12 protein-coding genes are annotated in these 12,268 nt (G+C 43.5%); all 12 read right to left on the minus strand.

The window, feature by feature from the left end; all coding sequences use genetic code 11:
- Positions 1 to 92: 92 nt before the first annotated feature.
- The 12 genes from GOM48_RS08605 to GOM48_RS08660 all read right to left on the minus strand — a co-directional run bounded on the left by GOM48_RS08605 (position 93) and on the right by GOM48_RS08660 (position 12,046).
- Complete coding sequence (locus GOM48_RS08605; RefSeq protein ID WP_235097145.1) at positions 93 to 1,472, minus strand: glycoside hydrolase family 1 protein; 1,380 nt, start codon at positions 1,470 to 1,472, stop codon at positions 93 to 95.
- Between the two features lie 107 nt (positions 1,473 to 1,579).
- The gene (locus tag GOM48_RS08610; RefSeq protein WP_235097146.1) at positions 1,580 to 3,433 is read right to left on the minus strand and encodes a proline--tRNA ligase; all 1,854 of its coding nucleotides are present in this window, start codon (positions 3,431 to 3,433) and stop codon (positions 1,580 to 1,582) included.
- A 16-nt stretch (positions 3,434 to 3,449) separates the two neighbouring features.
- Positions 3,450 to 4,706 carry an RIP metalloprotease RseP gene (gene rseP, locus GOM48_RS08615; RefSeq protein ID WP_235097147.1) on the minus strand — a complete coding sequence of 419 codons (1,257 nt, stop codon included), beginning with the start codon at positions 4,704 to 4,706 and terminating at the stop codon, positions 3,450 to 3,452.
- 15 nt (positions 4,707 to 4,721) lie between these two features.
- Complete coding sequence (locus GOM48_RS08620) at positions 4,722 to 5,525, minus strand: phosphatidate cytidylyltransferase (RefSeq protein ID WP_235097148.1); 804 nt, start codon at positions 5,523 to 5,525, stop codon at positions 4,722 to 4,724.
- Between the two features lie 8 nt (positions 5,526 to 5,533).
- Entirely contained in the window at positions 5,534 to 6,292 is a 759-nt protein-coding gene (locus GOM48_RS08625; RefSeq protein ID WP_038805815.1) for an isoprenyl transferase, read from the minus strand.
- Between the two features lie 418 nt (positions 6,293 to 6,710).
- A complete protein-coding gene (locus tag GOM48_RS08630) occupies positions 6,711 to 7,475 on the minus strand; it encodes an amino acid ABC transporter ATP-binding protein (RefSeq protein WP_235097149.1) in 765 nt (254 codons plus the stop codon).
- A 9-nt stretch (positions 7,476 to 7,484) separates the two neighbouring features.
- Positions 7,485 to 8,207, minus strand: a complete 723-nt coding sequence (locus GOM48_RS08635) for an amino acid ABC transporter permease (protein WP_235097150.1) — start codon at positions 8,205 to 8,207, stop codon at positions 7,485 to 7,487.
- Positions 8,208 to 8,210: 3 nt separating this feature from the next.
- Positions 8,211 to 8,903, minus strand: coding sequence for an amino acid ABC transporter permease (locus tag GOM48_RS08640; RefSeq protein ID WP_235097151.1), 693 nt, complete (start codon positions 8,901 to 8,903; stop codon positions 8,211 to 8,213).
- Between the two features lie 32 nt (positions 8,904 to 8,935).
- The gene (locus GOM48_RS08645) at positions 8,936 to 9,814 is read right to left on the minus strand and encodes a transporter substrate-binding domain-containing protein (RefSeq protein WP_235097152.1); all 879 of its coding nucleotides are present in this window, start codon (positions 9,812 to 9,814) and stop codon (positions 8,936 to 8,938) included.
- Positions 9,815 to 9,825: 11 nt separating this feature from the next.
- Positions 9,826 to 10,824 (minus strand): uroporphyrinogen decarboxylase family protein, encoded by a 999-nt coding sequence (locus tag GOM48_RS08650; protein WP_235097153.1) that lies wholly within the window; start codon positions 10,822 to 10,824, stop codon positions 9,826 to 9,828.
- Positions 10,825 to 10,826: 2 nt separating this feature from the next.
- Complete coding sequence (locus tag GOM48_RS08655) at positions 10,827 to 11,030, minus strand: hypothetical protein (RefSeq protein WP_235097154.1); 204 nt, start codon at positions 11,028 to 11,030, stop codon at positions 10,827 to 10,829.
- 11 nt (positions 11,031 to 11,041) lie between these two features.
- Positions 11,042 to 12,046, minus strand: a complete 1,005-nt coding sequence (locus GOM48_RS08660; protein WP_235097155.1) for a uroporphyrinogen decarboxylase family protein — start codon at positions 12,044 to 12,046, stop codon at positions 11,042 to 11,044.
- Positions 12,047 to 12,268 lie beyond the last annotated feature (222 nt).

Consider the following 12,268-nt stretch of genomic DNA (forward strand, 5'->3'; position numbering starts at 1 on the left):
ACAACGTGAAAGCCAGCGTCTTTAGGCGCTGGCTGGTGATTTGGGCTTATAGCCCTGGTACAAACCACCCGTTTGACGGGTGGTTATGATTTTTAAAATCCATTATTGTCGCTGAGCTCTTTGAACCAGTGGCCTGATTTCTTCAGGTGGCGTTCCTGCGTTTCCAAGTCAAGTTCAACTAGACCATAGCGGTTTTTATAGCTATTGAGCCATGACCAGCAATCGATAAAGGTCCAAATCAAGTAACCCTTACAGTTGGCTCCGTCTTCAATGGCACGGTGGAGTTCACGCAAATGGCCTTTGACAAAGTCAATACGATAGTCGTCTTGAATCATGCCATTCTCACGGAACTTGTCTTCACCTTCAACACCCATGCCATTCTCTGTCAACATCCACTCAATATTACCATAATTTTCCTTGATATTTTGAGCAATATCATAAATCCCTTGCTCGTAGATTTCCCAACCACGGTGGGGATTGATCTTACGGCCTGGCATGACATATGGCTCATAGAAATGCTCTGGCAAGAGCGGGCTATCTGGATACTTGGCAAAACGTGGCGCCATAACACGCAGAGGTTGGTAGTAGTTGACTCCAAGAAAGTCCACTGTATGCTCCCGAATGACTTCTAACTCTTCAACAGTGTACTCTGGTAGCAAATCATGCTCAGACAAAATTTCCACCAATTCCTCTGGATAAGTCCCCAAGACAGACGGATCTAGGAAAGATTGAGCTTGAAAGAGATCGGCAATGCGAGCGGCCTTGACATCTGCAGGATGCTGGCTACGTGGGTAAGCTGGTGTCAAGTTAAGAACAATCCCAATCTTAGACTCCGGCAAAATCTCATGACAGGCCTTAACCGCAAGACTGCTAGCCAGTTGCGTATGATAGGCAACCTTAACCGCTGCTTTGGCATCTACCTTATGAGGATAGTGGGCATCATAGAAATAGCCAAACTCTACGGGGACAATGGGCTCGTTAAAGGTAATCCATTGGTCCACCAAGTCACCGTAAGTCTCAAAACAAAAACGAGCATAGTCTTCATAGGCTGAGACAGTCGCCTTATTTTCCCAACCATCGCCGTCTTCTTGGAGGGCAAATGGCAGGTCGAAGTGATAGAGATTGACTAAGAGACGAATTCCCTTAGACTTGATGGCTTCAAAGACCTGACGGTAGAAAGTCACCCCTTGCGGATTAACCTCTCCACGGCCTTGCGGGAAAATACGAGACCACTGGATAGAAGTACGAAAGGCTGTATGCCCAGTCTCTACCAAAAGCTCAATATCCTTTTCCCAGTTTTCATAGAAGGTCGATGTTTTATCAGGTCCAATCCCATTGTAGTAGCGGTTTGACTCTACTTGATACCAATAATCCCAGAGATTATCTCCCTTGCCGTCACCTGGCACTCGTCCTTCTGTCTGTGGTCCAGAAGTGGAGGAACCCCAAACAAAATCCTTTGGAAATTTTAGCATTGTTATACCTCTTAACTTGATTATGTCTTTATTCACTTCCATTATATAGAAAAAACAAGGTAAAAACTAGTTACATTTTTGCCTTGTTTTTCTTCTGATTATAGTTTTTATTTCTTGCTTAGGATTTCAAGGGTTTCGAGCAAGTTGTCTGCATGAACTTCGATGGTGTCACCAGTCGCCTTGATTTTGACTTCTACGATGCCATCGGCTGCTTTCTTCCCAACAGTGATACGGATTGGCAACCCAATCAAGTCGCTATCGCTGAATTTAACACCGACACGTTCGTTACGGTCATCTGTCAAGACTTCGTAACCAGCTTCCATCAAGTTGGATTCCAGTTTTTCTGTCAAGGCTTGCGCTTCTTCGTCCTTGACATTGACAGTAATCAAGTGCACATCAAATGGTGCCAATTCTTTAGGAAAGTTAACTCCCCAAGCGTAACGGTATTCACCTTTTGGCGTTTTGTTAACAAAGAGCCGAGCGTGTTGCTCCATAACGGCTGAAAGGAGACGGCTAACACCGATACCGTAACATCCCATGATGATTGGCACAGCACGGCCATTTTCATCCAAAACATCTGCACCCATGCTTGCTGAGTAGCGAGTTCCGAGTTTGAAAATATGGCCGATCTCGATACCACGCGCGAAGTTAAGAACCCCTTGTCCGTCTGGTGAAATTTCACCCTCACGAACTTCGCGGATATCCACGTATTCTGCAGTGAAATCACGACCTGGGTTCACACCCGTCAAGTGGTAGCCATCTTCGTTAGCCCCTACAACAGCATTGCGAACATCTTGCACCTTACGGTCTGCAATGATTTTCACATTTTCTGGCAAACCAACTGGACCAAGCGAACCAAAGCCAGCTGGAATAACGTTTGCTACTTCTTCCTCGCTCGCAACATCAAAGAAATCTGCACCCAAGTGGTTCTTTAACTTGACTTCATTGAGTTGGTCATTTCCAACTAGAAGGGCTGCAACAAGCTCACCATCTGCCATGTAGAAGAGGGTTTTGATTGTTTGTTCTTCTGGGACATTTAGGAAGGCTGCGACTTCGTCAATGGATTTAACACCTGGTGTTTCCACGCGAGTTACTTCTTCTTCAGTAACGACACGGTTGCTTGGTTTGTACTCGTTTGTTGCCATTTCTAAGTTAGCCGCATAGCTAGACTCACTTGAGTAGGCAATAGTGTCTTCACCAGAAACCATCCATTTGAGCAATTCTGCCTTGATTTCTTCTTGCACTTCTGCAGGAATTTCATCAAATGAGGCAACTGACTTGTCCAAGACAACCCAGCGGTCGAGGTCTGTACGGGCTGGTGTAATCGCCATAAATTCTTGGCTATCCTTACCACCCATGGCACCACCGTCACCGATGATAGCCTTGAAATCCAAACCACTGCGAGTGAAGATGCGTTCGTAGGCCGCCTTGTACTCATCATAAACACTGTCCAAACTATCATAGTTAGCGTGGAAACTGTAAGCATCTTTCATGATGAACTCACGTGTACGGAGAAGTCCGTTACGTGGACGTTTTTCATCACGGTACTTGGGCTGGATTTGGTAAAGGTTGAGTGGCAATTGCTTGTAAGACTTGACAGAGTCACGAACAATAGCTGTAAAAGTTTCTTCGTGTGTTGGACCTAGGATAAAGTCTGACTTTTCACGATTTTTCAGTTTATAAAGGTCTTCACCATAGGTTTCATAACGACCTGATTCACGCCAAAGATCAGCACTGAGAAGGGCAGGAGCCAACATCTCCACTGCACCAATCTTATCAAACTCTTGGCGCATGATGTTCTTAGCCTTTTCAATCACACGGTTAGCAAGTGGTAGGTAAGAGTAAACACCGGCAGAAACTTGACGAACATAACCAGCACGCAACATAAGGGCATGGCTGATAACTTGAGCATCACTTGGCATTTCGCGAAGCGTTGGGATTAGCATTTTACTTTGTTTCATAATATTCCTCGATTATCTAAAAGAAGAGTCGCATAATGTCATTCCAGGTCACAGCTAGCATCAAGACAACCATGATAACTACACCAGCCATGGTGACATAGGTTTCAATTTCTTGTTTAAGGGGTTTCCGGCGGATAGCCTCTAGGATATTGAGCACAATCTTTCCACCATCCAAAGCCGGGATAGGAATCAAGTTAAAAATCCCGATATTGATGGAAATCACAGCTAGGAAATAGAGGACATTCTCAAGACCATTTTTAGCAGCATCGCTACTTGCCTTAAAAATGGCAACGGGACCACCGAGTTTGTTCAAATCTGGATGGAAAATCAAGTTTTTCAGAGCCGAAAGGATACGGAGCCCTGAGTCAGCAGCGGTTGTAAATCCACCAACAAACATGGATAGGAGGTCTGACTTGACTTCCGGTTGAACCCCAAGAATATAACGTCCTTGATTCTCTTCTGGAGTCACCGTGACTTGTTTTTCGCTACCATTTTCAGAAATGGTCACATCCAAGGTCGGGGCGGTCTTGTCCTTGGTATCTGCTTCCACAGCCTGGGTTAAGTCTTGCCAATTCTTAACCTCATGCGAGCCGACCTTGGTAATTTGAGCGGTCTCAGCTACACCCACCTTAGCCAATGCTCCCTCTGGCATGACATGAAAGAGATTGGTTTGAGTATCTCTAACACCACCTTGTAAAAAGATCAAGATCCAAAAAACAACAACACCTAAGATAAAGTTATTCATAGGACCTGCAAAGTTGGTGATGAGCTTACCCCAGATAGAAGCATTTTGATACTGTACATCCAGAGGAGCGATGCGTACTTCGGTACCATCCGCCTCAACAACTGTTGCATCATGATCCACAGCAAAGGTCTTTTCTTCTTCCAAGACCAAGCCTTTAATGAAGAGCTTGTCTTCGAAATCAAACTGGGTTACCTGCATAGGGAGAGCTGTTTGATCCAGTTTCTTCCCTGAGAGGTTGATCCGTTTGACCTTACCATCATCAGTAAGTGTTAAACTGACTGGGGTTCCTGTCTTGATTTCTGTCGCATCATCGCCCCAACCAGCCATACGAACGTAGCCACCTAGAGGGAGCATCCGAATGGTATAAGCAGTGCCATCCTTACCAATATGGGCAAAAATCTTGGGCCCCATACCAATGGCAAATTCACGAACTAAAATGCCTGATTTCTTGGCAAAATAAAAATGTCCAAACTCATGCACCACCACAATAATCCCAAAAACGAGGATAAAGGTTAGCAATCCAATCATTCAATATTCCTTTCTTTAGAAGAGGCCAAACAAGTGCATGATAGGAAAGACAACTAGCATACTGTCAAAACGATCCAACACACCACCATGCCCCGGGATAAATTTTCCTGAATCCTTGACACCAAAATGGCGTTTCATAGCACTCTCAATCAAGTCACCAAACTGACCTGCCACACTGAAGAAGACGGCAAAGAGGCTCATTCTATAAATCCCATAAGGGAGAGCAACTGTGCTGTCTACTAGCATGAAGATTGCTGTTACCAGTACCGCACCTAGAATACCACCGATAAAGCCCTCAATACTCTTATTAGGAGAAACTCTTGGTGCCAACTTATGCTTGCCAAAATTCATCCCTATCAGGTAAGCCGCACTATCTGTCGCCCAAACGATAAAGAGGGCCAGAAGCACCTTGTCAAAACCTGCCACCCGAGCATCTAGTAAGGCATTAAAACCAAAACCAACATAAAAGCTCACAGCAATTGGAAAAGCAGCATCTTCAATCGTATAATTTTTACTGAAAACGGTCGTCCCCAGCATAATTGTAATCAAAACGCTGTAGGCAACCACATTCCCATCAACAGGCAAAAAAGTTAGATAATTTTCTAAGGGGATTGTGAGGGCAAAGGTCGCAAAGAGGGTCAAGACGCCCTCGATAGTCATGGTATTTAGCCCTTTCATCTGCAAGAGTTCATGGACAGCCAGCATGGCTAACAAACCAATCCCTATCTGCAATAAGAGTCCCCCCACAAATAAGACTGGAAGGAAAATAGCCAGGGCCAATCCAGCAAACAACGTTCTCTTTTGTAAATCTTGGGTCATATCTTCTCCTAAACTCCTCCAAAACGGCGATTGCGACGATTATAGGCCGTAATAGCCTCCTTCAAAGATGCTTCATCAAAATCAGGCCACAAGGTATCCGTAAAGTAAAGCTCGCTATAGGCTGCTTGCCATGGCAAGAAATTACTCAAACGCAACTCACCACTCGTACGGATGATCAAATCAGGATCTCGCAAATCCTTTGGCAGGCGTTGTGTGAAAAGATAATCCCCTATCATATCTTCTGTAATATCACCAGGATTGATTTTGGCATCTAGAACTTCCTGAGCCAAGCTCTTAAAAGCCTGCGTAATTTCAGCACGACCGCCATAGTTAAGCGCAAAATTGAGAATCAAGCCTGTATTGTTCTTGGTCAACTCCTCTGCTTTTTTCAAAGCTTCAAAAGTCGGCTTAGGTAGGCGATCTGTCTCCCCAATCATCTGAATCTTAACATTATTTGCATGCAATTCAGGGACGTAGTTATCATAAAACTCGACTGGCAAGTTCATGATAAACTTGACTTCTTGATCTGGGCGCGTCCAGTTTTCCGTTGAAAAGGCATAGACTGTGATGACCTTAACTCCCATCTTATTAGCTGCCTTGGTCACCTTTTGGAGGGCTTCCATCCCCGCCTTATGACCAAAAACCCGTGGTTGCATCCGTTTTTTAGCCCAGCGACCATTTCCATCCATGATGATGCCAATGTGAGCAGGAACCTGTGTTGGAACCTCAACTTCTACAGCTTTATCTTTCTTAAAAAATCCAAACATGATCTTATTCCTATTCAAAAATCTATCGTTTCATTATACCATATTTCCCTCTATTCTTCTATTGCTAAGTTACTGCTCCTGCTTACAGATAGACAAAAATAAGCCGCCTGATTGGGCGACTTTATTTTATAGGGAGATTATTATGAAAAAATTTTAGGAGTTTAAGTTAAGTTTTTCTTAACTTATGAGCTTAGTATACACCTCCTAGCTTAAATTTTTCTTAAGTTTTTTGAGAAATGAAAAATCTAAAATAAGATTGCCCACTTGAGTGTACGAAAAGTACCTCAAATCATCTCAAATAGCCAATCTAAGTCTAAAACCTAGCTTTTTCTGAAAGTCATTTCAAGCTGACACCTTTTCCCATAGTTTATAGATTGAAACTTTGCCTCATAAGTTACTTTCGTAATGCACTTATCTATCAAATCATGTATTCTACACTATAGGTGGCATCTGATAAGATACGAGCTAGAAACTGCTTGGTTCGTTCTTCTTGTGGACGACTAAAGAAATCGTGGGGATTGTTCTCCTCTACGATACGGCCTCCATCCATAAAAATAACGTGGTTAGCGACATCTCTAGCAAATCCCATTTCATGCGTGACGACCACCATGGTCACACCTTCTCCCGCTAACTGTTTCAGAACATCCAAAACATCTCCAACCAACTCAGGGTCTAGTGCCGATGTTGGTTCATCTAGCAAAATGACCTCGGGCTTGACGGCAATGGCACGCGCAATTCCTATTCGTTGTTGTTGCCCTCCAGATAGTTGTGAAGGGTAGTAGTCCTTATAGGCCAGTAAACCAACTTTTTCTAAGGCAGATTCTGCACGTTTGAGCGCTTCTTCCTTGGGAACTCTACGAGCTATAATTAGGCCTTCTAGAATATTTTCCAGAGCAGTTTTATTTGCAAAGAGATTGTAGTGTTGGAAAACAAAGGCTGTTTTTTGGCGAATTTCTAGAATGTCTTTCTTGCTTAATTTGGCTAAGTCATAGGTTTTTCCTGCCAAGGTCAAACGGCCACTATCAGCTTTTTCTAAGTGGTTGAGACAACGGAGAAAGGTCGTTTTCCCCGAACCTGATGGTCCTAAAATAACAACGACATCCCCTTGATTGACCTGGAGATTGACATCCTCCAAGACCTGCCTCTCTCCAAATGTTTTTGCGATATGTTCTACTTGTAACATCTTGTCCTCCTATACAAAACGCGCGCTAGATGTTTTTGCTCTCTTTTCTTTTTTCACATAGCCTTTCTCCAGTAGGGAGAAGCCCCACTGAATCAAACCACAGATCAAAATATACTGCAAAAAGATCACAAAATAAGACTCAAAATACTGGTAGCCGTAGGACGCTTCCACACGAGCAATAGCGGTGATATCCTTGATGGTCATGACAAAGACCAGGGAGGTCCCTTTGACGATATTGATCACCAGATTGGCCAAGTTAGGCAAGGCTGAGCGCAAGGCTTGAGGAAAAACAATCCTTAAATAGGCCTGAGTCGTAGTCAGTCCAATCGCATGCGCTGCCTCTAGCTGTCCCTTGTCCACCGTCAAGATAGCTGAACGCAAAATCTCCGATAAACTCCCGACTGTCATCAAACTATAAATGATAAAGGCATAGTAGAGAGGATCAAGTTTGAAAATATCAAAGTCGCTTCCTATGCTTTTGAAAAATTGATTCAGCAAACTTGGAAACAAACTATAAAAGAAGAGAATCAATAAAATCGGAGGAGTCGCTCGGATAAAAGCCAGATAGACCAGAGAAAAACTCCTCACCCCTCGAATCTTGTGGATCTGCCCCAAGGCTAAAAATAGAGCCGGTAAAAAGCTTAAGACCATAGCCACAATCATGATAATCAAGGTGATTGGCACACCCTTCAAGGTCTCCAGAAAGGTCTTTACAATATAGTCTATATCCATTTCTTACCCCCCTTTTGTTTCCAAAGACTTCTCAAGCAAACGACTCAAGCTAGAAATAACCAAGGCAATCCCCCAGTAAAGAAGCGCAACTGCCGTATAGGTTTCCAGAGAGTAGTTCCCTAAATTGCGACTGATCAAGAGATTGCCTGCCCCCATAACATCAACGAAACCAATCGTATAAGCCAAAGCAGCATCCCGCATGAGATTGAGAATAGCAGTCGTTATGTTGGGAAGAGCAACTTGAAAAGCTTGGGGAAAAATGATTCTCCAAAAAGTCTGACTTGGAGTCAAACCAATACTAAGCCCGGCCTCTGTCTGTCCCTTTGGAATAGCTTGATAGCTCGCCTTGAAAACCTCTGCAACAATAGCGGCAAACAAGAGAATCATCGTCAGGAGAACAAAAATAGTTTTAGACCAGTTGTTGATATCTAAACCAAGCCACCATTTCAGAAATTCTGGCAAGCCATAAAAGACTAGAAAAAGCAAGACAATCGGCGGTGTACAACGAAGGGTAAAGATATAGCCTTTGGAAATCGCTGCAAAACTCTTGTCTTCTCCTACTTGCGCCCAGGCCAAGAGACCTCCAAAAAGGGAACCAAGAAGAGTGGTAAAAAAGAGAATGGACAAGGTCATCGGAAGCGCCTGCCATAAGGTCGGCAAAAACTGAAAGACCTTGGAAAAATCATAAGAAACCATACAAAACCCTTTCTAGTCTTGAAATTTCTGGTCTAGTCTTTGTCTACATAACTAAAGACATCTTCTTTAAAGTATTGCTGAGATAGCTTAGCAAGCGTGCCATCTTCTTTCAACTCTTTGATTGCTTTTTCGTATTCTTTAGCAAATTTCTCACCCTTTTCATCACGGTGAATCAAGGGATAAGTTGGAATGCCTTTATATGGGAACCAGCTGAGTTTATCCGCATATTGGTGGTAAGGGCCATCTTCTGCGGTAACTGCTTTTTCAAAGGACAGTTTGATATCAAAGAAGGCGTCATAACGTCCTTCTAAGACCCAGGCATAGGCATCTGCCACTTTAAAAGATTCAGCTGCTGTTAGCTCAATCGGTGCATCCTGATATTTTTCATTGTAGCTGGTGATGACATTCCATTGAGCATTCTGTGGAGAGATGGGAACCAATTTCCCTTTATTCTTATCGAAGTCATCAATGGTTTTGTATTTCTGTTCATCTTCTTTTCTGACAGTAAATCCGATAATGCTCGCTCCCACTGGTTCAGATGGAATGACAAACTTTTTAGCTCGTTCGTCTGTGTACCAAGCTCCCTTGGTTCCGATGTCATACTTACCTGATTCCAGACCAATCAAGAGGTCGTCATCACTGGTACCCGTATATTCAAATTGATAGTTTGCCAATTTCTCATCAACAGCCTTCAAAACAGCTACTTCATAACCATCCGATTCCCCTTTTTCATTGACAAAGTCATAAGGTACGTAGTTTTGTGTATGGGCAACCTTCAAGGTTATGACTTCAGCAGACGAAGCCGTTTCTCCCTCCTTGGCTGGAACGCCAGCTAAACTTCTCCCGATAATCGTTGCCCCAATTACTGCAACCACTGCTATACCACCGATAATCCATGCTTTTTTACTCATCTTTTTCTCCTTTAGTTTTCAAGCGCTTCTCTCACCCACTGGATACGTTCAACTGCGATATCACTTGGAATGGTACAATCTGCCCCAAGTACCAAGCCCTGTTCCCCAGCTTCTGCAACTAGTTTCTTTGCCTCAGCCTGAATGGCATCCTTGCTACCAGTATACAGCAAGCCCGTTTTGCCATTTTCGAACCCTCCAAGAACCGTACGCCCCTTGAAAATCTCACGACCTTCCTTGAGAGTGATTCCCTCTGGTCCTACAGCCCAGTTAAAGACTTGGCCCGGATAGTCTGCAAAAAGGTGAATATCATTTCGTGCCCCCTCGTAGCCACAGATATGAAGAACAGTGACGCCACCAACAGCACTAGCCGCTTCCAGGACAGTTATCTCGCTAGGTGCAATGACGGCTTGATAAGCTGCTGCCGACACTCGTTGATCTTGGATACTTTGCACGCTGAGGTAGATTCCATCTGCACCAGCCTCTTTGATGACAGCTCGGCTAAGACTCGCAATATCCTCTGCAATCACATCCAACACCTTTTTAAGGGCTTCAGGATCTTCCACCAGAAAGTCTGCAATGAGGTCATCTCCACCAGACACTTCCCCAAGCAGCCACTTGAGATAGGTCACAGGAGCAAAAATATTGTAAATCGCAACAATATCTTCTGTAAACTCTTGCTTGATTTTCTTAACCAAGTCCACCTGCTCTTTTATCCAAGCGTGATCTGGTCCGAGTGGTTGAATGGTCGCCAATTCTTGAAGTGATTTTCCTTTGGCAATCGCTGGATTTGGATAAGCAAAGTACCCATCACTCATGAGTTTGATAAAGTCCGGCTGAACTTCTCGGATAAAGCGCTTATGGCCCTCAATATTCTTCTCGATAATGACTGGATTTGAGAATCCGTGTAGCCATTCGTCTTCGGATGTGAAATGATGCCAAAAACCAACTGGCACACGATCAACCTTTTCACCTCTAAATGCTTTTAAAACCCATTCTTTTTTTTCTGACATTCTTATTCTCCATTTCTTACTTTTTCAACTAATAAACTGCTTGCGATATCATTCGAGCGTAGAAAGGGGAGACTGGACTTGGAAAAATCCTGAACTCCACGACATCTCTCTCCATTTTTGCAGTGGCTATTTTTTACGACGCTTATGGCGACCAAGGCCAGCAAAGCGACAACTGCAATGAAGATACCCCATCTTTTACTTTTCATAGCTCCTCCTTTTAGAGAACAGCTGCCTGTCGAATCCAGTCCAGCCTCTCTAAGTCAAAGTCATCTGGAACAGTACAGTCAGCTCCCAGAAGAACACCTCTACTACCAGCTTCAGCCAGCAACCGCCTTGTTTCATTTTGCAATTCCGCCTTGGAACCTTGATAAAGCAAGCTTTTCTTACCATTTTCGAATCCGCCTAAAACGGCCTTGCCTGGAAACAGCTCTTGACCCTGTGTCAAACTAACATCCTCATGGTGAGTCGCCCAGTTGACCACTTGAGCTGGATAGTCCTTAAATATCGTCACATCATTGCTCGCACCTTCAAAACCACAGATATGAAGGATATTAGTCCCACCAACCTGATTAGCCGCCTTTAAAACTGCTATATTGCTTGGTTCGATATAGGTTTGGTAGAGTGCTGGTGTGATGCGCTCATCTTGAATTTCCTGGGTGCTGAGATAAATCCCGTCAACACCGCCTTGCTGGATGATTTTTTGAGTTAGGGAAGCAATATCTCCTGCAATCACATCTAGAATAGCTCTAAATTGCTCAGGATTTTCAAGCAATAGATCGGCCACTTCCCTATCTCCTCGAGAAGTTTCTGTACGGAACCAGCGCTTGAGGTAGGAGATCGGCGAAAAGATATTGTAGAAAGAAGCAATCTCTTCGGTAAAGGTCTCTCGAATTGCTTGTACCACTTCCACCTGTTGCTGAATCCATGGGTGTCCCTCACCAATCGACTCAATAGAAATCAGCTCCTGAATGCTTGCAATCTTAGGGCTATAGACATTACTTGGATAAAGGAAAAAACCGTCACTCATAATTTTGACAAAATCAGGACGAATCCTTTCCACATAGTTGCGATGCCCATCAACACTCTTTTGAAAGATACGTGGATTATTTAATCCTTGCCCCTTTTCTTCGAGTGTTACAAAATGAAACCAAAATCCCACAGGAACTCTTTCCACTTCATCGCCTCGAATCGCTCTAAAGACTAAATCTCTTTTGCTTGCCATACCTTTCTCCTTCCATTTGGATTGAAACCATCTTACCACTCCTTTTCCCCTTTTCCCAATATATATTGACTATCAACTCGATTGGAAATTTTTATATCTATAAAGAAAAAAATCCCTGAAAAGCTTGATGTTACTAGCCTTTCAAAGATTCACTTTATTTTCATCAATTTTCCAAAAAGAAGCTGATATAGATTTTCTATCAAGCCGATTGGATTTTTTATA

It is taken from the genome of Streptococcus oralis (assembly GCF_021497885.1).
Classification (GTDB): domain Bacteria; phylum Bacillota; class Bacilli; order Lactobacillales; family Streptococcaceae; genus Streptococcus; species Streptococcus oralis_BQ.

What these genes read in the sequence shown, in the direction of transcription:
- GOM48_RS08605 (WP_235097145.1), bottom strand. Translation starts at nt 1,472, where the DNA reads ATGCTAAAATTTCCAAAGGATTTTGTTTGGGGTTCCTCCACTTCTGGA.
- GOM48_RS08610 (WP_235097146.1), bottom strand. Translation starts at nt 3,433, where the DNA reads ATGAAACAAAGTAAAATGCTAATCCCAACGCTTCGCGAAATGCCAAGT.
- rseP (WP_235097147.1), bottom strand. Translation starts at nt 4,706, where the DNA reads ATGATTGGATTGCTAACCTTTATCCTCGTTTTTGGGATTATTGTGGTG.
- GOM48_RS08620 (WP_235097148.1), bottom strand. Translation starts at nt 5,525, where the DNA reads ATGACCCAAGATTTACAAAAGAGAACGTTGTTTGCTGGATTGGCCCTG.
- GOM48_RS08625 (WP_038805815.1), bottom strand. Translation starts at nt 6,292, where the DNA reads ATGTTTGGATTTTTTAAGAAAGATAAAGCTGTAGAAGTTGAGGTTCCA.
- GOM48_RS08630 (WP_235097149.1), bottom strand. Translation starts at nt 7,475, where the DNA reads ATGTTACAAGTAGAACATATCGCAAAAACATTTGGAGAGAGGCAGGTC.
- GOM48_RS08635 (WP_235097150.1), bottom strand. Translation starts at nt 8,207, where the DNA reads ATGGATATAGACTATATTGTAAAGACCTTTCTGGAGACCTTGAAGGGT.
- GOM48_RS08640 (WP_235097151.1), bottom strand. Translation starts at nt 8,903, where the DNA reads ATGGTTTCTTATGATTTTTCCAAGGTCTTTCAGTTTTTGCCGACCTTA.
- GOM48_RS08645 (WP_235097152.1), bottom strand. Translation starts at nt 9,814, where the DNA reads ATGAGTAAAAAAGCATGGATTATCGGTGGTATAGCAGTGGTTGCAGTA.
- GOM48_RS08650 (WP_235097153.1), bottom strand. Translation starts at nt 10,824, where the DNA reads ATGTCAGAAAAAAAAGAATGGGTTTTAAAAGCATTTAGAGGTGAAAAG.
- GOM48_RS08655 (WP_235097154.1), bottom strand. Translation starts at nt 11,030, where the DNA reads ATGAAAAGTAAAAGATGGGGTATCTTCATTGCAGTTGTCGCTTTGCTG.
- GOM48_RS08660 (WP_235097155.1), bottom strand. Translation starts at nt 12,046, where the DNA reads ATGGCAAGCAAAAGAGATTTAGTCTTTAGAGCGATTCGAGGCGATGAA.